This window comes from Nonomuraea gerenzanensis (genome assembly GCF_020215645.1).
GTDB classification, from domain to species: domain Bacteria; phylum Actinomycetota; class Actinomycetes; order Streptosporangiales; family Streptosporangiaceae; genus Nonomuraea; species Nonomuraea gerenzanensis.
The window spans coordinates 670,539-692,996 of the sequence record NZ_CP084058.1 but is presented as its reverse complement, the minus strand read 5'-3'; the positions used below and the strand labels follow the sequence as shown (position 1 = coordinate 692,996).

Sequence of the window (22,458 nt, the reverse complement as noted above, 5' to 3'; positions counted from 1 at the left end):
GCCACAATGGGCCGTACCGCACAAAGGAGAACAGGATGGCCAAGTACCTGCTGCTCAAGCACTACCGAGGCGCCCCCGCTCCGGTCAACGACGTGCCGATGGACCAGTGGACGCCGGAGGAGGTCTCCGCCCACATCCAGTACATGCGGGAGTTCGCCGCCCGGCTGGAGAGCACCGGCGAGTACGTCGAGGGCAGGGAGCTGTCGCCGGAGGGCACGTTCGTCCGTTACGGCGGGGAGGGGCGCCCGCCGGTCACCGACGGGCCGTTCGCGGAGACCAAGGACCTGATCGCCGGCTGGATGGTGATCGACGTCGAGAGCTACGAGCGGGCGCTGGAGCTGGCCGCCGAGCTGTCCGCGGCTCCTGGCGCGGGCGGCAAGCCGATCCACGAGTGGCTGGAGGTGCGCCCGCTGCTGTCCGTGCCCCCGACCATCACGGAGTGACGAACGGTGGACGAGTCCCTGCTGCGGACCCTCACCCCCACGGTGATCAGCCTCCTCGTCCGCCGCGGAGCCGACTTCGCGGCGGCCGAGGACGCCGTGCAGGAGGCCCTGATCGAGGCGGTGCGCGCCTGGCCTGACGATCCGCCGCGCGACCCGAAGGGCTGGCTGGTCACCGTGGCCTGGCGCAAGTTCCTGGACGCCGCCCGCGCCGACACCTCCCGGCGCAACCGCGAGGTGCTCGTCGAGTCCGAGCCCGTCCCCGAGCCGGCCGACCTGGCGGACGACACGCTCCAGCTGTACTTCCTGTGCGCGCACCCGTCCCTGACCCCGGCCTCGGCCGTCGCGCTGACGCTGCGCGCGGTCGGCGGCCTGACCACGCGCCAGATCGCGCAGGCCTACCTGGTGCCGGAGGCGACCATGGCCCAGCGCATCAGCCGGGCCAAGCGGACGGTCTCGTCCGTCCGGTTCAACCAGCCCGGTGACGTCGCCACGGTGCTGCGCGTGCTCTATCTCGTCTTCAACGAGGGCTACTCCGGCGACGTGGACCTCGCCGCCGAGGCCATCCGGCTCACCCGCCAGCTCGCGGCCACCACCGAGCACGAGGAGGTGGCGGGCCTGCTCGCGCTCATGCTGCTGCACCACGCGCGCCGCCCCGCCAGAACCGGCCAGGACGGCAGGCTCGTACCGCTCGCCGAGCAGGACCGCTGCCTGTGGGACACCCGCCTGATCGCCGAGGGCGTGGACGTGCTGCAGGCCGCCCTCGCGCGCGACCGGCTGGGCGAGTTCCAGGCGCAGGCCGCCATCGCGGCGCTGCACGCCGACGCCCGCACGGTCGAGGAGACCGACTGGGTGCAGATCGTCGAGTGGTACGACGAGCTGGTACGCCTCACCGACAACCCGGTGGCCCGCCTCAACCGGGCGGTCGCCGTGGGCGAGGCCGACGGTCCCCGTGCCGGTCTGGCGGCCCTGGCGCAGCTCGACCCGTCCCTGCCCCGCTACACCGCCGCCACGGCGTACCTGCACGAGCGGGACGGCGACCTGGCGACGGCGGCGCGCCTCTACGCCGAGGCCGCCCGCGCCGCCACCAACCTCCCCGAACGCGACCACCTCACGCGCCAGGCCGCCCGCCTCAACGCCGCGCTCCGCGGCTGACCCAGATCCACAAGAGTTGTTGTACAAGACCTCTTGTTGATTTACGCTGGGCCCATGCCCGACCGTCCCAGGCGCGAGATCCGCGACTCCAAGGTGCTCGCCGCCATGTCCCACCCGCTGCGTCGGCGCCTGCTCGACCTGCTCCGCGTCGACGGCCCCTCGACCGCCTCGGCCCTGGCCGCCAGGACCGGCCAGGCTGTCGGCAACATCAGCCACCACCTGAAGGTCCTGGCCGGCAGCGAGCTCGTCGAGGAGGCGCCCGAGCTGGCCCGCGACCGCCGCGAGCGCTGGTGGCGGCGATCGCCGGGCATCCTCGCCTGGTCCCCGTCGGACTTCCCCGACGATCCCGTCGCGGCGGCGGCCGAGTCGTTGCTGCTCGATCGGCAGGCCGGGTTGGTGAGGCAGTGGTTCGCCGAGCGGGACGGCTATCCGGAACCGTGGCGGCGGGCGGCGTTCACGGCTGACCATTGGGCGAGGCTGTCGGTCGCCGAGCTCGCCGAGCTGGAGGAACGGATTCTCGCTCTGCTGGCTCCGCTGGCTGAGCGGGAGATTCCGGATGACGGGCAGGAACGCAAGCTCGTCTTCCTCACCGTCCGCGCCGTACCGGGACAACCGTGACGACTACGGCGGGGACCCCGGCGGGACAACCGCGACGACTCAGAGGGTGCCAGCCGTGACCACCACCCCGGCGGGCGTGCGGGGCGGCGTCGTCGGGCTGCTGGGGATGCGCGACTTCCGGCTGCTGTGGGCCGGCGAGACGGCCAGCATGCTCGGCAGCTCCGTCGCCGCCGTGGCACTCCCCCTGGTCGCCGTCGTGACCCTGCACGCCGACACCTTCACCGTCGGGCTGCTGACCGCCGCGGCCTGGCTGCCGTGGCTGGTGACCGGGCTGCCGGCGGGCGCGTGGGTGGACCGCCTGCCGAAACGACCGGTCATGCTGACCTGCGACGCCGTCTCGCTGACGGCGTTCGGAAGCGTGCCGCTGGCGGCGTGGCTCGGTGGGCTCACGATGACGCACCTGCTCGTGGTGGCGACGGTGGGCGGGGTCGCCAGGGTGTTCTTCACCCTCGCGTACCGGGCCTACCTGCCTGCCCTGGTCGGAAGCGAGCGATTGCTGGAGGCCAACGCCAAGCTCCAGGGCAGCGAATCGGCGGCCCAGATCGCCGGCCCCGGCCTGGCCGGCCTCCTCGCGCACGCCTTCGGCGCGGTCAGCGGGGTGCTGGCCGACGCGATCAGCTTCGGGATCGCGGCCTTGTGCCTGCGCGCCGTACGCACGCGCGAGCCTGCTCATCGCAGGACGGGCTCGCGTGCCGTACGCCATCCTGAAACCAGGAAACGATGGCAGCTCCTGGCCGAGATCCGTGACGGGGTGCGCTTCGTCATCCCCGACCCCTACCTCCGCACCCTCACCCTCTTCAGCGCGATGTCGAACATAGCGATCATGGGCTACCACTCGATCCAGGTGGTGTTCCTGTCCAGGCACCTCGGCGCCGGCTCGGCCCAGATCGGCCTGGTGCTGGCACTGGCCGGCGCGGGCGGCCTGTTCGGCGCGACGCTGGCGGGCCGGATCGCCGCCCGGTTCGGCACGGCACGCGGGTTCCTGCTGTGCGAGGCGTTCGCCGCGCCCATGATGCTGCTCGGCCCCATGGGCAACGGGCCGGCCCTCTTCACCGTGTCGGGCTTCTGCACGGGCGCGGGCATCGTCGCCTCGAACATCCTGACCAGCACCTTCCGCCAGCAGTACTGCCCGCCGGAGCTGTTCGGGCGAATCACCGCGAGCGCCGCGACGCTGAACTACGGCGCGATCCCTCTCGGCGGGCTGCTCGGGGGTCTGCTCGGCGAATCGATCGGCGTCCGGGAGACGATGTCGCTGATGGCCGCCGTCCAGCTCGCCTCACTCACCATCCTCCTGCTCAGCCCGATCCGCCGCAGCCGCGACTTCCCCGCCCTTAATGGCTCGTTCCGGCCCCAGCACGGTAGCTAGGGTGTTCGCCGTGCAGGACGAGGTCTACCGCTACAACGCGGAACGCTGGGAAGCACTCGTGCGGGCGGACGCGTTGTTCACCCGCCCCATGCTCGACCTGGACGAGGACAAGGCCCGCGCCTACCTCGGCCTGGAGCGGCTCGGCCTCCCCGCCGACGTCGCGGGCCGGAAGGTGCTCTGCCTGGCGAGCGGAGGCGGGCAGCAATCCGTAGCTTTCGCCCTGCTCGGCGCCGACGTGACGGTCTTCGACATCTCCCCCGGGCAACTGAAGCGTGACCGCTCGGCCGCCGAGCACTACGGCGTCGGCGTCCACACCGTCCAGGGCGACATGCGGGACCTGTCGGCCCTCGGCGGCGCCTCGTTCGAGCTGGTCTGGCACCCGTACTCGCTGACCTTCGTCCCCGACTGCCGGATCGTGTTCGGCGAGGTCAGAAAAGTCATCGACGAGGGCGGCCACTATTACCTGATGTGCGCCAACCCGTTCTTCTCCGGGCTCACCCACCATTCCTGGAACGGCGACGGATACACGCTCACCCAGCCCTACACGGACGAGACCGCGACCTCCTATCCCGACCAGGAATGGGTCTACGAACGAAGCCCGTCCGGCGACCGCATCAGGGAGCCCAGGGAATACCGGCAGCCGTTGAGCCGGATCACCAACAGCCTGATCCGGGAAGGCTTCGACCTGCGATTCCTGTCGGAAGTGCGCGGCGACCATCCCGGTGCGGAGCCGGGCAGTTGGGCGCACTTCACCGGCGTCGCCCCGCCGTGGCTGGAATTCGTCTGGCAGTACCGGCCCGGCGCACTCGGCTTCCGTTAGAACAGTTGCCAGGCCGTTCGTGGAGAGCGATCCTGCCGTGTCCGATCCCGAAAGAGCCCGCGGTCCCCGTCTCGCCCCCACTGGCGCGTTCTCATTGTCTTCGCCACCGCGGCCTGCTGTGGTCGTTCGTCCACCACGGCACCCCGCTCGGCTACGACCGCTTCACCCATGCCGCCAGGTGCCGGCGAGCCCTCGAACCTGAGCACTGCCGGCCGCCGACCGAAGCCGGCTTGTCGGTGCCGCCTGCGATGATGCTGCCTCTCTTCAGCCTTCGAGCCTTCAAGTGAGGACTGAGCAGTTGCCGCGACGATCAACGGCTTCGGACCCGGTCGGCGACCTTGCCGTACGCGCCCGCGCCAAGCAGGTCGCGGTCCGGCTGGCGGTGGCAACCGACCCCAGCACACCTGCGGACCTCCTCCACGCCATGGCCACAGACCCGTCACGCACGATCAGACGCGCCCTGGCGGCTCGCGGCGACGCACCCCCGACCTCGTTACGCGCCCTCGCCGACGACCCGGACCTGAAGACCCGTCAGGCCGTGGCCGGAAACCCCGCCTGTCCCCCTGATGTGCTCACCACCCTGGTGAACGATCCCCACTGGTCGGTCCGCTGGTCGCTGCCGGACCATCCGGCCGCGGGGGTCGAGGTCCGCCGCGCCATCTGCCGTTCCACCGACGAGGTTCTACGCCGCCTGCTCGCGGAGTGCCCCGTCCTGGACGAGGAGACGAACGCGACCCTCGCCGCAGATCCCTCCGCAGACGTCCGAGGAGCCCTGGCGGCCCACACCGACGACCCGCACCTCCTCGCCACCCTGATGACCGACGCCGACCCCAAGGTCCGCGCCCACGCGACCCAGAACCCGCTCACCACGCTCGACGACCACCGCCTCCTCGCGAACGACCGGTCAGCCTTGGTGCGGGCGGCCGCAGTCAAGTCGGACAGGCTCCCGCTCGACGAGTTGCTGCGCCTTACCCGTGATCGCTCGATCAACGTGCGATGGTGGCTGGCCACATGGCCCTCCACCCCGCGCGCCGTCCTGCGGCTTCTCGCCGAGGACCCGCATCCGGAGGTGGCGTCCCAAGCCCAGGCGACGCTCGGTTGAGCTCCTGACCGAGCGGCGGACGCGCGCCGAGACATCCTCCCGACACCGGCCGCCCACCCCCTCCCCATCCCGCCGTCGTGTCAGCGGCCGCATCAGCCCCGCGACGGCCCCGCATCAGGACGGTCGGCGATCGTAAGGCACATGAACGGCGCAACACCCGCCCGTTCCACCGGAACTCTCCAAGGAGCACCCACCATGTCGATCACCCTCTCCGCCCAGGACCAGCACACCCTCCGCACCGCCGGCTGGGGCGCCATCTGGCTGATGTCGGCCGCCGGCGCCGCGGGCTCCGCCCACAAGGCCGCCACCAACGGCTCCATCGCCCTGACCTCGGCCACCGGCCTGACCGGCCATGTCCTGGCCAAGGCCCCCAAGGGCCTGTCCGGCAAGACCGTCGCCGTCCTCGCCGACCAGGTTCTGCCCGCCCTGACCGCCTCCATCACCCTGCTCAAGCAGCACAACCCGGACGAGGCCGACAACTTCCGCCGCACCCTCACCGTCGCCATCGACGCCGCCATCCAGTCCCAGCAGAACGGCCCCAGCCCCACCATGACCGACATGGCCCGCAAGATCACCGAAGCCCTCGACGCCGCCTGACCACCATGCCCACCCTCAGCCCGTCACGGGGCCCCCTCCCGGCCCCGTGACGCCCAGCCGCCCCCGCGATCCGGGAAGACCTCGCCCTCACCAGCTCAGCACCTTCGAACGACCGGCCGGGGCAGGCTCCCGCTCCCGCCACATCCGCACCCCCAGCGGAACCAACGCCACACAGAGCAGCGCAGTAACCAGCACATCCGGAACGGAGGCCCCCTTCAGCACCCCCATCCAGGTGCCCCCTGCCAGCAGCACCATCAAGGAACGAGCGGTGCCGAGGACACCCGAACGCCAAGCGGCGACGGCCAGCAGCAGCGAGCCCGCGTACTGCCCCACCGACGCCCACACCGGAACCCGCCACGGCCCGTAGGAGATGTCCACGTACTCCTTCATGATCGCGCTCGTCGCCTGCTCCAGCCCCAACACCTCCGTGAGCTGGAAGGCACTCTGATCGGCCCCCGCGAAGTACAGGCGAGCGAAGAGCCCCGCGACCAGCAGAGTGGCCCCCCAGCAGGCGAGACCACCGCCCACCCGCTGGGCGAGGGCGACGAAGGCGGGAAAGAGCAGGATCGCGCCCAGCGCGAAGACCGCGTACGAGAGGGTGAGCAGCGCAGGCGCTGAGGTGTAGGCGAGCAGCTGACCGTAGGCGGCGAAAGGCTGCGCCTCGGCCCATGCTTGCTGCTGAGGAGTGAGGGCGGTGACCGTGCTCACGTAACGCAGCAGATATCCGCCGCACATGACCACCGGCCCCAGGATGAGCGCCACACCGCCGATCCACCGCCCAGGAAAAAGACCGTTCATGGACGTCAGCCTGCCGAAGCCACGCCGACCGGCTCATCTGCCGATCGTCAACCGTCACCCCTGTCGAAAGTCACGTCTCACCGACGACCGAGCGGGCACGCATAGCCGCGCATGGCCCGACACCGTAAAGTCCCCTATCGACCCCATACCGGCACACAAGCAAAGCGCGAGGGTGATCATTGCTCAAGGGTGTGATGTTCGACTTCTCCGGAACGCTGCTCCGCATCGAGCCTACGGAGCACTGGCTACGAGCCGTCCTGAACGACAGCGGCCACTACGCCATCACCGACTCCGAGATCACCGCATGCGCTGACCGCCTGGAGACCATGGGCGCCCAACCCGGCGGCCCTCCGCCCCGCGAAGTCCCCCACCACCTGACCACCCTCTGGCGCGACCGCGACCTGACCGACGACCACCACCGCTCCTGCTACACCGCCCTGGCCCGCGAAGCCCGGCTCCCCCACCCGGCCCTCGCGGAAGCCCTCTACGACCGCGCCCTCCAGCCACCCGCCTGGCAGCTCTACCCGGACACCCGCCCCGTCCTCGAGGAACTGCGCCGGCACGGAGTCCCCACGGCGGTGGTCAGCAACATCGGCTGGGACCTGCGCACCGTCTTCGCCTTCCACGACCTCACCCAGTACATCGACGCCTTCGTGCTCTCCTACGAGGTCGGCGCCACGAAACCCGATCCCCGCATCTTCCGCGCCGCCTGCGACAAGCTGGCCCTGACACCTGCGGACGTCCTCATGGTCGGCGACGACCGCGACGCCGACACCGGTGCCGCCGCACTCGGCTGCCAGGTGCACCTGGTCGATCCCCTGCCCGTCGACGCTCGGCCGGACGCCCTGCGGCGCGTCGTCGAGCTCTTCGAGGAGCGTTAGGGCTCCCTCGCCGTAAGCCCGTTCTGAGGGATGATGAGCGTTGTGGGTGATCACGTGCGGCTGCTGTGCCTGCGCCATGCGGAATCCGAGAACGTCATCCGGGGCGCCGCCGGCGCGCTCCCCCTCGCAGAGCTGACCGCAGCGGGACGCCTGCAAGCCACCCATGCGGCGAAGCACCTGATCGGCGAGGAGATAACGCGCATCTATGCCAGCACTGCGGTCCGGGCTCGGCAGACCGCCGAGATCATGGCGCGAACACTCGCAACCGAGGTCACTCCACTGCGAGAACTCGTCGAGGTCGATGTCGGCCGTTCCGAAGGCGCCGTGGATCCCACGACTCGCGCCCGGGCCGCAGCCGTACTCCGCTCCTGGATCGTGGACGGGGACCTCGACGAAGCGGTCACCGACGGAGAGAACGGGCATGCGGTCACCGCGCGGATCGTGGCGGCCCTTACCTCGATCGCGGCTGCGCACCCAGGCGAGACAGTCGCCGTCGTCGGGCATGTAGCGAGCCTCACCACCGGCCTCAGCGCCTTGTGCGGGCTGGGTCAGCAGGTGTGGGGCGCGCCACTGCCGCATGCGGTTCCATTCCTCGTCGAGTACGACGGACGCTCGTGGCAATGCTCGTCGTGGCCATTCTGAACGACAGGTAAGGCGACGTGCTCGACGCCGAGAAGAGCGAGCACGAACCTTCGTGAGAGCGCACCCCGTTTCCTCATGCGTCCCCGCTCGTCGTCGTACGACGGACGCTCGCGGCAGTGCTCGTCGTGACCGTCCTGAACGACAGGCGAGGCACATACGACGAGCACGGAACTGGTGCAAGCCGACAGACGACGTGATGGGTCGATTGCTCTCCCCTGATCGATACACCACGTGAAAGGCAGGAGGATTGAAGGTAGGATAAAGAGCATGAGCGAGCCTACTGGCAAATACTCGATCACCATGCCTCGCGACATCGCCGAGGCCGCTCGATCCCGGAGCGGCCCTTCCGGCTTGTCCGCTTACGTCGCCGCCGCTGTCGCCCGTCAGATCGAGCGCGACAACCTCAACGAACTCATCCAGGTCGCCGAAGCAGAGCACGGCCCCATCACCGACGACGAAGTCCAGGCACTGCGCGACCAGCTCCACCAAGCCCGCCGCGGACAGGCGACTGGTGGGGCGGCTGCGTGACCCGTCCTCCCGCTGCTCCCGGCGGCACCCTCGTCCTCGACAGCGAGGGACTGGCCAAGGCTGTTCTGCGTGACCGTACGGTAACCGCGTGGCTCGCTCTCGCCCGTGCCGACGACCTCCGTGTCATCACCTCTGCCGCCACGCTCGTCGAAGTGGTCCACCCCCGCGTCAACCGGCCGGCTCTGGAGTGGACGTTGTCCCGCCTCGTCGTCGAGCCGGTCACCGAAGCAATCGCCCGCCACGCCGCCACACTCTTGTCCGGGGCCGGCCTGCATGGGCACAAGTACGCCATCGATGCCATGCTCGGCGCCACGGCCCTCGCCGCCCCAGGCCCCGTCACAGTTCTCACCTCCGATCCCGACGATCTGGCTGCTCTCTGCGGTGTACGCGTCACCGCCATCAAGGTCTGAGCCGGATTCCACACAGAAACCCCTATCTGGACTGCATGGTCAGCAGAGTCAGAAGCCTGATGCTGTGGCGCGGCCATTCCGGCCGACGCGTTCGGTCAGTGCGGTGCACGGCCTGGTGCCCCGCCACCGTCAGCAGGGTCAGCGTGACCATCGCGGCGGCGAGCCCGCGCCCGGATCGCCAGGTCAGCCGCACTGCCGCAGCCAGGGGGTGAGTCATCACACCACCTCAAGGGCAGCTCGGAGAGCCGGAACACGGGGCCGGCTTCCCTTCAGCGCCGGGTCAGCCGTCGCAGTTGTCCTGGCAAGTGCCCGCGGTCCCGCTTGCGCCGGCACGCATCTGGCATGGAAACTCGCTTGCCACCCCTCCTCGACCGCACCCGGTTACGCCGCCTATGACAGGTGATCTTGTCAGGGGCGTAGCCTATGCTGCACACCCATGATCACAGACGAAACTCCTGTCGTCCATGTAAAGCAATTGGCTGTGGAGGTGGATTACAGCCAGACCTATCTCGTGGATGAGGGATGCGACGCGGGCGGATTCGAGGACGTGCCGAGTCCACCTGTGGGGGTCATCCGAGTGGAGAAAGGCAGTGCCCTCCTGATCGTGGGCCCTCAGTGGGGGCCGGTGGAGTTCACGGTGGCTGTCGCCGATCGGGATCCGGGGGCCGACCTCGACGGATACGAAGACATCGTCGAGATCAGCTACGAGTCCCCATCCGGTCAGCTTTCGCTGCAGGAGTGGGGAGGAGGGAGGACGCACCGTCTTCCTCCGCTGCCCGCCGGTCCCGGAACGTATCGTTTGCGATATCACATCAGAGGCATGGATGAAGAAGTCGCAGTCGAAATAGGTGATCACTACTTCTTGCAGATCTGGCCCGAGCCCCCGCATGACCCCACTGTGGTCAAGTCAACGAGCTCATCCTTTCAATACTGGCTGAATGCTGAACGATCCAGGCAAGGTGGCGTGAAATAGGCAACCTGCATTATCAGCTTCGGATTCTGGCTCGTAGGGAGCGTTGATCTCCGGCTGAGAGCGGTCATGAGTGACCGTCATTGACCGCTCGCTGCTACTGCCCGCGACCTGGGGTATCGCGCGCCGCCTACACGTCAGCTGCCTCAGCCACTCATGTGCCGCTTCCGCCAAGCGGCGATCATCCCGGATCTGGAGTGTCCCCGCCTGAGGCACTGGGCGTCCAATAGGGAGGCCGTGTGATGCCGAGCTTTCGGATGCTGAAGGGAGAGAGCGTCATAGGGGTGAGCCATCCTTGCCGAACCATGACGACTTGGGCTGGCAGTGGTGCGGATGGGTGAACCTCGATACCACGAGCCCAGTTGACGAGTATGCCTTCGGTTGCATCGGTGTCTGCCAGGACAATGGAGATGGGTTGCTGGTTATTGGCCCAGGTGTTCCAGACAGCCCAGCCGTCCACGGCCGGAGGTATCCCCAGTCGGGTGCAGATTTCTTCGTAGGTCAGCTCCATGTCCGAAGGGATCGCCTTCGGGTGGAGGAGGACGATCCCGGCTAGCCCCGTTTTCCGCAGGTGAGTGATCTTCAGCGGAGGTCTCGTGGATCGATGTCGAGAAGGTCCAGGAGATCGAGTTGGAGGGTGGTGGGTTGCGGGATGGTCGGGGGTGACTGGCCGGTGCCCGGGATGAGCCGGATGCCGGCCAGGGCGTCGAGGATGAGCTTGCCGGTGGGGACGGCGGGCCGTCCGGCGTACAGGCCGTTGACCTTGGTTTCGCCGCGGTCGGCGAGGGCTTGGCGGGCCTGGCGCTCGATCAGGCAGAAGATGAGCAGGGCCAGGCAGATGACGGTGATCAGGGCGTGGATGCGGCGGTTGTTCTTCAAATACAGGCTGGTGACGGCCAGCGGCCCCTTGAAGGCCTGGTAGCGGCGTTCGACGGCTTCCTGGCCTTTGTAATGGCGTAGCACCTGTCCGGCGTCGGCGGCCTCGGCGGGCAGGTTGGTGAGCAGGGCGTACCAGCCGTCGGTGGCGGCTTCGGCGTCGATCGCGTTCTGGTCGAAGTGCCAGGCCAGGGTGGGTTTGCCGGTGGTGGGATCGGTGCCGGTCCGCGCGGTCAGGTAGGTGCTGACCCGGCGGTCGCGGCCGATCGCGGCGAGGCGGTCGGCGACGGCCTGCTCGGTGGGGTAGTGGCGGCTGCCCAGGCCGCGTTCCAGCCGGGCCAGATCGTCGCGGGCCCGCTCGAGTTTCTTGGCCCGGGCGGTGGCGGCGGCCTGGGCGCGGGCGGAGGAGTGCACGAAGATGCGCCGCAGGGTCAGGATCGGGTCCTTCTTGCGCGGCCCGGCCAGTGTCATGGTGTCGTCCTCGCGCACGTGCCAGAGGCCGCGCCGGTCGGCGCTCTTGTGCTCGTCCCGGGCGGCGACGTAGTCCACCCGGGCCGCGTCGTCGATCTTCTGACCGGCCAGGGCCGCGACGCCGACGTACTGCTTGGAGGCCGGCGCGATGAAGGCGACCCCAGCGGCGGTCATCGCCGCCAGATTGGCATACGAGATCAGCTTGGAATCGCCGATCATGAGCATGCGTTGCGGGCCGGCCAGCTTCTGCAGGCCCTGCATGGCGCCGATGACCTGCCCCACCTCACCGGCCGCGCCGTCGTAGGCGCGGTGCAAGACCGGGATCGCGCCATCGGCGCTGACCGCGATCCCGGCCTGGATCTGCTTCAGGTCCGGCCGCCGGTCCTTGGGGTGACCAAAACGCGGTGTCGCGAAGCCGGGCTCGGCCTGCTCGTAGTCGCCGTGCAGCGAGATCGAGGTCATGTCCCAGTGCAGGCGGGCCACGTCCAGGCCGAACGCCTCGATCGCGGCCAGCCCGACCGACCCGGTCAGCTGGTCCAGATGCGGGGCGATGGCATCCAGCGCGCGGCCGATCCGGTCATCGTTGAGCAGTTCGGGATCGGTCCCGAACGTCTCACCCACCGCCCAGGCGCGCGCCCAGTCCTGCACGTGCACCAGCGGGGCGGGCGAGGTCAGCCGGTTGGCCACCAGCACCTCGATCACCTGCCCGTGAGTCAGCTCCGCGATATCGCGCACCGGGCAGGCCGCATCCACCAGCTCCCGGACCCGCAACCGCGAGCAGAAACCGGCCACCACCGGTAATGCCCCGAGCATCTTCTCGACACTGGCCTGGCCCCACTGCGCACGCTGTCTCACCAGCCAGGTCATACCGCGACAACGATCACCACAGCAACCCGGCGATCTTCACATACCTCCACGTGCGGAAAACGGGGCTAGCCGCATGGGCGGGGGATCGTCTTCCAGGCAGCCGTCTCCGCTGAAGTGGTAGTGGCGGATCTGACGTGCCAACTCGTTCACGGCCCGGTGGAGGGAGGTGGCGGGTGTCGCGTCGCGGTCGTAGGTCAGCCATCCTTCTTCGTGTGCGGCGTCTATGACATCGCGGGCGAGCAGTTCGATGTGACGCAGGTACTCCGTCTCGCTGAGGTCGGCTGGCGGCATGCGGCACAGTCTGCACCTGCTTGCGGATATGGGCCACGGGTTATTCGGCCTGAGGCGATCTCCCGTCAATTGTTGGCCGCAGCCTCGAAGCTCAAGCGGGGAAGTACGATGATTCTCCGCTCGGATTGGGCCGCCCTTGAGACGTGCACGAGCCACCATCGCCCGATGAGCGGTTCGCTGTTTGGCAGCACGTCATCATCGGCTCGCCCGGTCCAGCCCCGGATGAGGGCATGTCGGCAACCAAGGATTCGTGGGGCAACGTGCAGCCGCTACGCAAGCCCAGCGCTCTACCCTGAATGGCCTTGACCTGCCGTTCGTTCTGGCACGCATCTGGCACGAGTATCAGCTCTCCGACCTGGGATTGAAACGCACTGCGCGTACCCCGCCCGCCTCGGCCCCATTAGGACCCGCCGATCTTGAGCACTTCCGCCTCCCTGAGCTGGAGATCCACTCCAGAGGCGATTGTTGACTCGGCACTACAGACCCTCGGGCGACGCGTGCGTGTAGCGGTTGAGCGTGGTCGAGGTCGACGAAGCGGGTATCCGGCCTGGCCTTGCCCGAATCACTGCCATACCCGCGATATACCGCCCCTCGCTAGCGTTGGCCGTGCCAACAACCCGCATGTGGCGGGCGTTTCTTGCTGCCCAACCGGCAGCATCCAAAATCGCCGCGATATCCCTAAGGAGAACGATGGATTCCCGTGCCTTCATCCGAGCCGCAGCTGTGGCGGCAGCTGTGCTCACCATGACTGTCGCCACACCGGCCGCCGCCGCTCCGGCGGCCAACGCCGCGCCCTCCTGCGTCAATGTCCAGCATGGGAGGACCTTCTACGAGGAGACCGCCTTCGGAAAGTACTATCACCACTGGGTGAAGATCACGAACAACTGCGCCAGCAAGAAGAAGCTCAAGGTGGACTGGAGGGGGGCCTTTATGCCCGACTCGAAGTGCACCACAATCAACAAGGGCAAGAGCGCAGAATTCACCAAGAACGGCAAATGGGACGCCTACGCCGGGTGGTACAGCTGCTGAGGTGACCCGTAGGGCATTCAGCTCCTCACCGGGTTCTGGCGGAGAACGCCAGCCCAGCCCGGTAAAAGACCACAGCGAAGCTCCCAGCCGACGGCCTGCCAGGCAGCAGATCGCCGACCGGGAGCTTCGGTGTGTTCCGCGTCCTGGGATCATCTTCCGCAACCCGTGCCGAATCCGCGGGGCCGGCGACGAGCACGCGGAGGAACGACCGGTCCTCTCCGTAGGGCAGGTCTTCGAGCCGGCGGACAAGATGGGGCGTCGCCCAGTGGGCAGCATCCGGGCACTCAAGAGAGGCGAAGGACACCGCATCCGCTTCCAGCGGCACGGTGAGATGCGGACTTACCCGGAGGTCTTCCCGACGCGAGCAGAAGCCGAGCGGGCGCTGTGGCGGATGATCGACACCGGGCAGGCCGACAGCACGCACGATCGGCGATACAGGGCCTTCGTGCTCCTGACCACCTTCGCGAGCCTGCGTTGGGGCGAGATCACCCCGCTGACCCGAGCGGACCTCGACCTCGACGCGGGTACGGTCCGCGTTCGCCTGGCTTATGTGGAACGCTCCACTGGCGAGTTGGTCCTTGGTCCGCCCAAGTCCAAGGCGGGCAAGCGCATCGTCGGCATTCCGCAGGCCATCATCCCGGCCCTGAAAGAACACCTGCGGCTCTACGTGAAGCCTGACGCGGGAGCGCTGATCTTCACCGGGGTCAAGGGCGGTCCAATGCGCGGAGCGGATTCAACAAGCTCTCGGGATGGGTCGAGGCGGTGAAAGCGATCGGTGTTCCGGGGCTGCACTTCCATGATCTCCGTCACACGGGAAACATGATCGCAGCGGACTCGGGCGCGGGCCTCAAGCACCTCATGGCACGCATGGGACACGACAACGTCCGCGCCGCGATGATCTATCAGCACGCCGTCCGGGGAGCCGACAAGCTGATCACCGAAGCCATCGACAAGCACCTGATCGGGCGCGAACGGGCACGCGACAAGAACGACGACGACCCGCCCGGCCTGCTGGTCCCCGCCGGATGACCACGAGCCCTAATGGCACGCGGAGATCAACGGCCTTAGAAACAACGAAGCCCAGGTACCGAGTCCATCGGTCTACCTGGGCTTTCTGGCTGAGAGCGGGTGACGGGAATCGAACCCGCGCTGTCAGCTTGGGAACTGCATCGATCACAGCCCACTGAGGTGCTGAGCTGGGCGGGAGACCGGTCCTGAGTGACCGTGGTTGACCCCTCGTCACCCCTCTTAATAGCCCGCTAATGGCCGGGCGATCAGCCCGCGATCCAGGATCTCTTGCGCGACGCCCGCACCCTGTCCGCTTGATCATCCCGTCCCCACTATGGGTCGCCAATGGCCACGATTGCGGTCTGCAGCTCACGGGCATCGCCCACCCGGATGTCAGATCCGTTGGCGACAGCGCCAGCTCAGGTAGGCCGAGATCGGCAGCCAGCCGCTTGCGTTTGCTGCGCTTGTTGCGGATACTTCGCTTACAGCGGGGAAGGATAGACACATGACAGGAACGCAACTCGCAAGCTCGATCAAACCTGGCAGCCTTGACCAGGAGCAGTCAGAGCGAGCCCTACGTCGCATCAAGGAGTACCTGATGCGACATCCGGAGGAAAAGACCATCGAGGTTGCGGCAGAGGTGGTTGGCGACGACGCCTTGGTCCTCCCGCGCGAAGCCGTGTCGATGCTGGCTTTCATCCTTGCTCAGGTCGCCGAGGGGCGAGGCGTGCAGGTGATGCCGTCGCACGCGGAGCTGACGACACAGCAAGCAGCGGCCATGCTAAATGTCTCGCGTCCGTATCTCATCGGCCTATTGGAGGCCGGCGCCATCCCGTACCGGCTGGTCGGCAGACATCGACGCATCCGGCATGACGACCTCATGGAGTACAAGCGTCAGGACTCCGTTAAGCGCAGAGGGGCGGCCGACGAGCTGAGCGAACTAGGCCAGGAGCTGGGGCTGTAGTCATGCCTTTTGTCGTGATCTACGATGCCAACGCCCTATTCGGCAACACGCAAAGGGACCTGCTGATCCGGCTAGCGCAATCTGGCCTGGTTCAGGCCAAGTGGACGCACGCGATCCTGGATGAGGTACAGCGAACCTCGCCGCGAAGCTGCCAGATATCGCTCCAGCCAAGCTGGAGCGGCTGCGCGAACTGGTGATTGACGCCGTCCCCGACTGCATTGTCGAAGGGTACGAACCGATCATCGAGGGTCTTAAGCTGCCAGACCCTGACGACAGGCACGTGCTGGCTGCGGCCATCAAGGCGCACGCCCAGGTGATCGTGACGTCGAACCTGCGGGACTTCCCAGTCGAAACGCTGGCCACATGGGGCGTAGAAGCCAAAAGCCCGGACGACTTCGTCCTTGATCAGATTGACTTCGATGACCGCGTCGTCTGGGCTTGCGTGCAACAGATCGCGGACTCACGCACTCAGCCGCCACAGACTATCTATGACGTTCTCGACGCTCTGGAGCGCGCCGGCCTCGTCGAAGCGGTTGCGGCCCTGCGCAGCTGAGCGAACTCGTCAAGCAAGGGCTCAAGCCCGGCGACGACGCAGGGACTGACGACGACGGCCGAGCACTCGAACCAGTCGGGCGATCACGGCAAGATCAACTGTCTCGGACGACTCTGGCACGACAGCGAAACCAAGCCCCGACAAGATCAAAGCCCAGACATCGAATCCATCGGTCCACCTGGGCTTTCACAATGAGAGCGGGTGACGGGAATCGAACCCGCGCTGTCAGCTTGGGAACTGCATCGATCACAGCCCACTGGGGCGCTGAGCTGGGCGGGAAGCCGGTCCTGAGTGACCGTGGTTGACCCCTCTTCACCTCTCCTAATGGCCCGCTAATGGCCTGGCGATCAGCCCGTGACCTGGCATTTATGGCGCAACGCGCACGCCTCGCCCGGCTGATCATCCCGTCTGCTGTCGGCCCGCCCGAAGGGGAAGCGGGCCAGGGCCACGGGTACCAGATGGAGCGCCCCACCGGACGAACGATCTGGTACCCGTGGCCCTGGTCTGCTCGGCTTGCCCCGGGTCGATGGCGGGCGGGATGATCAGGCTTCCACCTCAGCCGCCTACGGTTTCGATCCCAGCACGGCGATCATCCCGGAGCTGGAGCGCCCCGCCGGAGGCATGGTTTTGACAGTGCACGTGGTTACAGTCGGTGCCGTGGATTACGACCCTGCAGCGCTCAATCGCCTCAGTTCCCTCGTTCCCCCGCCCGCATCACCAATTTATGGCACCCGTAGCTGGGATGAGGTCTTCCGGGCTCTCGATCTCCGTCTTCCGCCCGACTACATCGCCTTCGTCGAGCGATACGGAGACTGCGAGTTCGCCCGATGGCTTCGCGTTTTCGACTTTCGGACACTCACTGATGAGCAGTTCGCTCATGTCCCGGAGTGGATGGACGACTACCGAGATCTCCGGGAGGACTCGCCTGAAGATTTTCGGCTCGCTATGTGGCCGGAGCCAGGTGGTTTCTTTGAGTGGGGTTGCACCATCGACGGCGACGTCATGGGCTGGATGACGGTGGGTAAGCCTGAGGAGTGGCCGATTATGATCGTCGCTCGACATCACGATGAGGATTCGCCTGTCCAGGAGACCATGACAGAGTGGCTGGTGGGCTGGGCCTCCGGGGCTCGGTTCGGTAGCTGGGCATTCAGCGCCGGGTCTGAAGAACATCCCCTGATCTGTGAGGCACCGGACTAGCGGAATCTCCATCTGCGTGGCCCGGGCGCGGGCGCGCGCGAGAACGGCCCCCAGGCCGCACGCGCAGCGTGTGGCCGCGCCCGGGCCACGCGGCGGCGCGGAGCGCCGCTCTTGATACCTACAAGAGCTATTCGGCAATGTTCCGGTCGAGCACCACTGCCTTGCGGGTCTCGGCGATGAGTTCCACGAGGTCGGCTACAAGCTTGGGGCTTGCGGCGATGGTCGCTTGGGCGGTCATGCTGTGCGGACTGCCGTCGAGATCGATCACCGTTGCTCCCGCTTCTCGGGCAATGATGACGCCTGCTGCGGTGTCCCACGGGTTGTTACTGAGCATGATGGTGGCGTCGATCCTGCCGTGCGCCACCCACGCGAGATCGATCGCGGCTGAGCCGAACATCCGGATGCGCTGGACACGAGCGGCGAGTTCTTGGGTCAGGGCAAGCCGCGGCCGGTTGCGCTCGTCAGCGTTCTCCCCCACGGCGTAGTCGCCGATCGCCACGATCGCACTCTGCAACTCGCGGGCATCGCTCACCTGAATCGCGGATCCGTTGGCGACAGCGCCGGACTCTTCAGCCGCCGAGTAGCGGAGGTTGAGGAACGGCAGGTCGATCACACCGAGTGTGGGCGTGTCCTTGTCGATCAGCCCCAGGGAGGCACCGCAGAGCGGGATGCCGTGTAGAAAATTGGCCGTTCCGTCTACCGGGTCCAGCGCCCACATCAGGCCGTCGCCCAGGCGACTGACGCCTTCCTCCTCGCCCAGGAATCCGATTTCGGGCGTCTCGCGAGACAGGAATTCCCTTACTGCATCTTCTACGGCGTAGTCCACCTCTGTCGCCATGTCCCGGTCGCCCTTGGCCGTGATGACGCCGGGAGCCTTGGTGCGGATGATCTGGCTGGCGATCGACACGGCACGTTCAGCGATGGGGAGAACAGTCCTGGCGTCGATGGTCATACGGGTTTGCTCCGCTCCCACATATCTCTGAACACCTGGTCGAAGATGGGGAACAGCCCCTCTGCGGCGGTGTTGTCTTTGATCACAAAGGTAGGTGAATCGACTCCGCGCGCCTGTGGAAGATACGGCTGCACCACGCACAACCCTCGGTCCACGATGATCAGGTTGAATCGGATCGTCTCGTCGTAGACGTGGAGTTCAAGGCGTTGGGCCGACGTGGTGTCGAGCCGATCGCGCAGCCTGGTCAGCATGCTGATGTTGAGCGCCGTTAGGGTCGTCAGGGTGCTGTCGGTGTAGCCCTCTTCTGCTTCGCGGGCGCGGATCGACTGGCCCTTCGGGTCGAGGAAGAGGCAGCGGATGCGCGTGCCTGAGTCGAGCAGACGCTTGAGCTGATGATCGGGATAGCTCTGGCAGAGGATGTTGAGCGACAGGCCTGCTGCGTTGATCTCCTTCGCGTCGTCGAACATCGATGATGCCGGGTATGCGGAGGAGAAGGCCGAGCGGCTACTGAAGACCGCGGTTACATCGGCCATCTGCGGCATGGCGCAGGCGGCGGTATCGGGGCCGGCGCTTCTGGCTGGCTCCGGATCTGTTCTCTGTGCGGGGATCTCGAGGGCGTTCGTGGTGAACAGCTCATGTACCGACCTGCCCGGGAACATCGCTTCCAAGACGCGGCAGTGGCCTGAGTACGGCAAGCCCTTGAGCTCCCCGTTCAGCCATCGGTGGAGCTGTGCCCGGCTCGGCCAACCGCCCTGCAACGACGGGTCCACCTTCTTGGCCGCCTTGTCGTACTCCTTACAGAATGTGCTGTAGGTCTGCCAATGGCGTTGCGTCAGGAGAGTCTTCAACAGGATCGGCTGGTCAGTCATGATCCGCGCCTCGGGCTGGGGTGCCATATAGGCCCAGGTTAGCGACAGAGACGGGCTCGGACGAGACCAAGAGGAGACGAAAAGAGACGAGGCGATTACAGACGGTACTCGCGAGCGATCGAGACGTGACAAGTCCTCGGGCAATCCTCGTTGCATGACTGCGCCGTGTAACTCCTGCTCAGGGCGAGGCTGGAAGTACATCAGCCTCCGCCGGGCCGTGGTGGTGGCCGAGAACAACTCAGGCGATACCGCTCCTGATGACCGACACCGCGATGACTGCTGGCGGTGCAGCGGGACCGGACGGGCGGGTGCGCTGCTGTGAACGTCTACGTCGGCTGCTCTGCGCCTCACGTGGGTCCGCCTCGGCCAAACTGCATGCGCCTGGTCTGGCGGGAGGTGGTACGCGAGCAGGGTCCGCCGCGCGTGATCGAGTTCACCTGCGAGTGCGAGGACGTCATCTACGAACGGTGTCGTGAGGGTGGCCTTGTCTACATCCGTCGGACTACGCGTCTCGATGGAGTGGTGCAGCAGATTCACGAGACGTATCGCTGGCGGTCCAAGGAGGCGCAAGACGTCTGGATTGCTCTCCTCAATGGTGAGGCTCGATAGGCGGGCGCGGCGGATGGCGAGTTCAGGGGTGCCATTGCGTCGCGTCTTGGTGCTGGTGGAGGGGCTGTCTGTGGCGCAGTCAGATGGTTCCTCCACCAGCTCGTACGCTTCCTGTAGCCGAGGGGAAGACAGGCTGTCCAACTCGAACTAGGCTTTACGACAAGTCGAGTTGTTGGGTGGTCGTCATGTCGTCCGAAGAGTTCGCGCCCCCGAAGTACGCCCAGATCGTGCAGACGATCAGGCAGAAGATCGCGGACGGGACCTATCCGCCCGGCTCTCTGCTGCCCTCCGAGACGCAACTCGTCCGCGAGTTCAGGGTGAGCCGGCCGACCGTCGTTCGCGCCCTCCAAGTTCTCCAGCTCCGTGGAGTCATCGAACGGGAGCACGGCAAGGGGTCCTTCGTGAAGGCCGCCCCACCAGGCGCCGCTCACCAGACTCCCCGTCCGGGCAGGGCCGTCCTCGACCGCGTGGAGGTGGACGAGAACTGCACTGTCATCGAGGCTGGATCGCTCGCAGCCAGCGCTGCGGTCGCGAAGCTTCTGGACGTGCCGGAGGGATCCGCGGTGGTGCGGCGTCGGGTTCTCTTTCGCGACGATGAGCGGCCGACTGACCTGTTCACCGTGTGGTGCCCGGCGCATCAGGCCGAAGAGACACAGCTCGGTGAAGCCCAGCCACTCACCGTTGGCATCAGAGAGCACCTTCGGGCGAGCAAGGGTGTCAAGCTTCAGCACGTCGTCGAGCGGCTGAGCGCTCGACACCCTTCGTCAGACGAAGCCAAGCTCATGGAGGTCCGCAAGAACGCGCCCGTTCTCGGGGTGCTGGCCAGTGTCTTCAACGGAGGAGGACGGCCCGTGCTTGTCGTGGACCTCGTTCTACCCGGCGACCTCCATGAGCTAGAGGACTCCTACTCCCTCTAACTCATAGTCCGTTTCTGCGGCGTTCTTGTTCCTCTTTCCAGGCCCGGCTTCGCGCGATTCTCCGCATGAGGGCTTTCTCTTCCTTCTCGGTCAGCTTGTGTCTGGCTAGCTGCCGATTGCGTGCTTTGCTCTTGGCGACTTCGATCCACCGCGTCCCCCGCACGCCTGGTGGTAGCCCCATGGGCTCGTCGTCGGGCTCGCTCCTGATCGACATGTCGCGAGCGTGGTTGAGGTCGTACCGTAATTTCGAGATCTCGTACTCCTTGCACGGTCCCATATCGGCGCGACTGCCACATGGTCCCCGCACGAGCTTTGGAGATCACGTGGAGTTGATCGTCATTTAAACCGATCCATCCGCTATGCCGCAATGGCTTATGGATGGATTTGTCATGGCCTCATAAAAGATCTTGAAGAAATCCCGCTAACTCGTGTTGTCAAGTCCCTGACCTGCGGGTACCTTCATGACAACTCGACAAGACGAGTTAGCGACAAGACGACTAGCTAGGAGTAAGCCTCATGGCACTGCAAGGTCCCATCCCCGTCACGTTCGACATGGTCTTCCCGCACGGCTGCTACATCGTGGGGGACGTCGAGCCCGTCAAGGACTTCGACGCCTCGATCAACGGGCGCTTCGTCCAGACCCGCGACAAGCAGAGCGGAGAGCTCGTCTGGCAGGTCAGCGTCATGGACGCCGACCCGACACTCAAGGCGGCTCAGAAGACCGTCTCCGTCAAGATTCTCAGCCCGGTGCAGCCGGTTCCCCCGGCCCCGATGGCCGGACTGCCGTTCACGCCGGTCGAGTTCGACCACATGACCGCAACGCCGTACGTCAACCAGGCCGGAAGGCTGGCGTACTCGATCAAGGTGCGCGAGATGCGCGCTCCTCGTCCGGCCGGTAGGGCGACGACCGCTGCCAAGGACGCGGCGTGATGGGGCGGCGGAAGGCCCGTCCGGTCAGCACGATCGCGCTCAAGGTCGGTCAGGGCGCTGACGCACGGAACCATCCGTACCCGCAGCGGTCGCCGGTCCTGGGGCTCATCTTCGGCGGTACGCAGGTGCTCGTCACCACGTCGGCCAACGATCACGTCACCCTCGACGACGTCGAGTTTGCTCGGACTCTGGCGCGAGAGGCCGCCATGTTCGCCGGAGCGGTGGAGCGCATGTTCCACGGCCTGCCGAACGGGCTGGGGGTGGCAGGTCGATGACGCTCAGCCCGTACATCTACGTCACCGTCTCCCTACGTCCCGATCAGCCTTCACGGTTCAGTATCGCCTTCTGCTCGGTGGAACTGCGGGCGCGCGCCTGGCTCGGAGAGAGCGGCAGGCCCTGCTTCGACCTCGACACCTCGGCCGCCTCGGTGACCGTCTCGACCTCGGGACCGGTGACCGACGACGACCTGACCGTTGCTCGCGAGATCTTCAACGCCGCCGCTCGCTATCTGGCTGACTGCGAGCGGCTGCACTCCGGCGAGTCAGGCAAGGCCACCGACGGCGAGGCGGCCTGATGCTCAGCGGGGCCGCAGGAAGCG

The 22,458-nt window shown here is 66.8% G+C and carries 27 protein-coding genes; 22 read left to right on the top strand and 5 right to left on the bottom strand.

All coding sequences use genetic code 11. The annotated features are described in order from the left end of the window. The first annotated feature begins 35 nt into the window (after positions 1 to 35). From LCN96_RS03540 to LCN96_RS03510, 7 genes are all read left to right on the top strand, one after another. Positions 36 to 443 carry a YciI family protein gene (locus LCN96_RS03540; RefSeq protein ID WP_225271151.1) on the top strand — a complete coding sequence of 136 codons (408 nt, stop codon included), beginning with the start codon at positions 36 to 38 and terminating at the stop codon, positions 441 to 443. 6 nt (positions 444 to 449) lie between these two features. Further along, positions 450 to 1,595: an RNA polymerase sigma factor gene (locus LCN96_RS03535; protein ID WP_225271150.1), complete on the top strand. Its 1,146-nt coding sequence runs from the start codon at positions 450 to 452 to the stop codon at positions 1,593 to 1,595. 54 nt (positions 1,596 to 1,649) lie between these two features. Then, positions 1,650 to 2,213 carry a winged helix-turn-helix domain-containing protein gene (locus LCN96_RS03530; protein ID WP_225271149.1) on the top strand — a complete coding sequence of 188 codons (564 nt, stop codon included), beginning with the start codon at positions 1,650 to 1,652 and terminating at the stop codon, positions 2,211 to 2,213. A 55-nt stretch (positions 2,214 to 2,268) separates the two neighbouring features. Beyond that, a complete protein-coding gene (locus LCN96_RS03525; RefSeq protein WP_225271148.1) occupies positions 2,269 to 3,579 on the top strand; it encodes an MFS transporter in 1,311 nt (436 codons plus the stop codon). Between the two features lies 1 nt (position 3,580). After that, positions 3,581 to 4,399, top strand: a complete 819-nt coding sequence (locus LCN96_RS03520) for a class I SAM-dependent methyltransferase (RefSeq protein ID WP_225271147.1) — start codon at positions 3,581 to 3,583, stop codon at positions 4,397 to 4,399. A 298-nt stretch (positions 4,400 to 4,697) separates the two neighbouring features. Beyond that, entirely contained in the window at positions 4,698 to 5,501 is an 804-nt protein-coding gene (locus LCN96_RS03515; RefSeq protein ID WP_225271146.1) for a hypothetical protein, read from the top strand. Positions 5,502 to 5,696: 195 nt separating this feature from the next. Further along, positions 5,697 to 6,098 carry a hypothetical protein gene (locus tag LCN96_RS03510; RefSeq protein ID WP_225271145.1) on the top strand — a complete coding sequence of 134 codons (402 nt, stop codon included), beginning with the start codon at positions 5,697 to 5,699 and terminating at the stop codon, positions 6,096 to 6,098. 87 nt (positions 6,099 to 6,185) lie between these two features. Here the strand turns inward: LCN96_RS03510 and LCN96_RS03505 are convergent, their stop codons facing one another. After that, positions 6,186 to 6,896 carry a hypothetical protein gene (locus LCN96_RS03505; RefSeq protein ID WP_225271144.1) on the bottom strand — a complete coding sequence of 237 codons (711 nt, stop codon included), beginning with the start codon at positions 6,894 to 6,896 and terminating at the stop codon, positions 6,186 to 6,188. 179 nt (positions 6,897 to 7,075) lie between these two features. Here LCN96_RS03505 and LCN96_RS03500 point away from each other — a divergent pair, with 179 nt between their 5' ends. The 5 genes from LCN96_RS03500 (at position 7,076) to LCN96_RS03480 (ending at position 10,330) form a co-directional block, all read left to right on the top strand. After that, positions 7,076 to 7,777, top strand: coding sequence for an HAD family hydrolase (locus LCN96_RS03500; RefSeq protein ID WP_225271143.1), 702 nt, complete (start codon positions 7,076 to 7,078; stop codon positions 7,775 to 7,777). A 42-nt stretch (positions 7,778 to 7,819) separates the two neighbouring features. After that, a complete protein-coding gene (locus LCN96_RS03495) occupies positions 7,820 to 8,419 on the top strand; it encodes a histidine phosphatase family protein (RefSeq protein WP_225271142.1) in 600 nt (199 codons plus the stop codon). A gap of 267 nt (positions 8,420 to 8,686) precedes the next feature. Continuing rightward, on the top strand, positions 8,687 to 8,947 hold the full coding sequence (locus LCN96_RS03490; RefSeq protein ID WP_225271141.1) for a CopG family transcriptional regulator: 261 nt from the start codon (positions 8,687 to 8,689) through the stop codon (positions 8,945 to 8,947). Beyond that, positions 8,944 to 9,357, top strand: coding sequence for a type II toxin-antitoxin system VapC family toxin (locus LCN96_RS03485; RefSeq protein ID WP_225271140.1), 414 nt, complete (start codon positions 8,944 to 8,946; stop codon positions 9,355 to 9,357). The genes LCN96_RS03490 and LCN96_RS03485 overlap by 4 nt, the downstream gene beginning before the upstream one ends. Before the next feature lie 436 nt (positions 9,358 to 9,793). Further along, entirely contained in the window at positions 9,794 to 10,330 is a 537-nt protein-coding gene (locus LCN96_RS03480; protein ID WP_225271139.1) for a hypothetical protein, read from the top strand. A 579-nt stretch (positions 10,331 to 10,909) separates the two neighbouring features. On the opposite strand, the gene LCN96_RS03475 is transcribed toward LCN96_RS03480, so the two are convergent. Then, positions 10,910 to 12,529, bottom strand: coding sequence for an IS1634 family transposase (locus LCN96_RS03475; protein ID WP_225270187.1), 1,620 nt, complete (start codon positions 12,527 to 12,529; stop codon positions 10,910 to 10,912). 48 nt (positions 12,530 to 12,577) lie between these two features. Next, positions 12,578 to 12,832 (bottom strand): hypothetical protein, encoded by a 255-nt coding sequence (locus LCN96_RS03470; protein ID WP_225271138.1) that lies wholly within the window; start codon positions 12,830 to 12,832, stop codon positions 12,578 to 12,580. Between the two features lie 516 nt (positions 12,833 to 13,348). Here LCN96_RS03470 and LCN96_RS03465 point away from each other — a divergent pair. The 6 genes from LCN96_RS03465 to LCN96_RS03440 all read left to right on the top strand — a co-directional run bounded on the left by LCN96_RS03465 (position 13,349) and on the right by LCN96_RS03440 (position 17,583). After that, positions 13,349 to 13,861, top strand: a complete 513-nt coding sequence (locus tag LCN96_RS03465; protein ID WP_225271137.1) for a hypothetical protein — start codon at positions 13,349 to 13,351, stop codon at positions 13,859 to 13,861. 265 nt (positions 13,862 to 14,126) lie between these two features. Continuing rightward, complete coding sequence (locus LCN96_RS03460) at positions 14,127 to 14,627, top strand: site-specific integrase (RefSeq protein ID WP_225271136.1); 501 nt, start codon at positions 14,127 to 14,129, stop codon at positions 14,625 to 14,627. Continuing rightward, positions 14,624 to 14,890, top strand: coding sequence for a tyrosine-type recombinase/integrase (locus LCN96_RS03455; protein WP_225271135.1), 267 nt, complete (start codon positions 14,624 to 14,626; stop codon positions 14,888 to 14,890). The genes LCN96_RS03460 and LCN96_RS03455 overlap by 4 nt, the downstream gene beginning before the upstream one ends. Positions 14,891 to 15,374: 484 nt before the next feature. Continuing rightward, positions 15,375 to 15,833 carry a helix-turn-helix domain-containing protein gene (locus tag LCN96_RS03450; protein WP_225271134.1) on the top strand — a complete coding sequence of 153 codons (459 nt, stop codon included), beginning with the start codon at positions 15,375 to 15,377 and terminating at the stop codon, positions 15,831 to 15,833. A gap of 193 nt (positions 15,834 to 16,026) precedes the next feature. Next, positions 16,027 to 16,386 (top strand): PIN domain-containing protein, encoded by a 360-nt coding sequence (locus LCN96_RS03445; RefSeq protein WP_225271133.1) that lies wholly within the window; start codon positions 16,027 to 16,029, stop codon positions 16,384 to 16,386. A gap of 657 nt (positions 16,387 to 17,043) precedes the next feature. Then, positions 17,044 to 17,583 carry an SMI1/KNR4 family protein gene (locus LCN96_RS03440; protein ID WP_225271132.1) on the top strand — a complete coding sequence of 180 codons (540 nt, stop codon included), beginning with the start codon at positions 17,044 to 17,046 and terminating at the stop codon, positions 17,581 to 17,583. A gap of 127 nt (positions 17,584 to 17,710) precedes the next feature. Here LCN96_RS03440 and LCN96_RS03435 read toward each other — a convergent pair whose 3' ends face one another. After that, positions 17,711 to 18,535, bottom strand: coding sequence for an inositol monophosphatase family protein (locus LCN96_RS03435; RefSeq protein WP_225271131.1), 825 nt, complete (start codon positions 18,533 to 18,535; stop codon positions 17,711 to 17,713). After that, entirely contained in the window at positions 18,532 to 19,431 is a 900-nt protein-coding gene (locus tag LCN96_RS03430; RefSeq protein WP_225271130.1) for a DUF5919 domain-containing protein, read from the bottom strand. The genes LCN96_RS03435 and LCN96_RS03430 overlap by 4 nt, the downstream gene beginning before the upstream one ends. Positions 19,432 to 20,198: 767 nt before the next feature. Here LCN96_RS03430 and LCN96_RS03425 point away from each other — a divergent pair. From LCN96_RS03425 to LCN96_RS03410, 4 genes are all read left to right on the top strand, one after another. Beyond that, entirely contained in the window at positions 20,199 to 20,930 is a 732-nt protein-coding gene (locus LCN96_RS03425) for a GntR family transcriptional regulator (protein ID WP_225271129.1), read from the top strand. Between the two features lie 516 nt (positions 20,931 to 21,446). Next, positions 21,447 to 21,860 (top strand): plasmid replication, integration and excision activator, encoded by a 414-nt coding sequence (locus LCN96_RS03420; RefSeq protein ID WP_225271128.1) that lies wholly within the window; start codon positions 21,447 to 21,449, stop codon positions 21,858 to 21,860. After that, the gene (locus tag LCN96_RS03415; RefSeq protein WP_225271127.1) at positions 21,857 to 22,135 is read left to right on the top strand and encodes a hypothetical protein; all 279 of its coding nucleotides are present in this window, start codon (positions 21,857 to 21,859) and stop codon (positions 22,133 to 22,135) included. Before LCN96_RS03420 ends, LCN96_RS03415 begins: the two co-directional genes overlap by 4 nt. Continuing rightward, positions 22,132 to 22,434: a hypothetical protein gene (locus tag LCN96_RS03410; protein WP_225271126.1), complete on the top strand. Its 303-nt coding sequence runs from the start codon at positions 22,132 to 22,134 to the stop codon at positions 22,432 to 22,434. The genes LCN96_RS03415 and LCN96_RS03410 overlap by 4 nt, the downstream gene beginning before the upstream one ends. Positions 22,435 to 22,458: the final 24 nt, after the last annotated feature.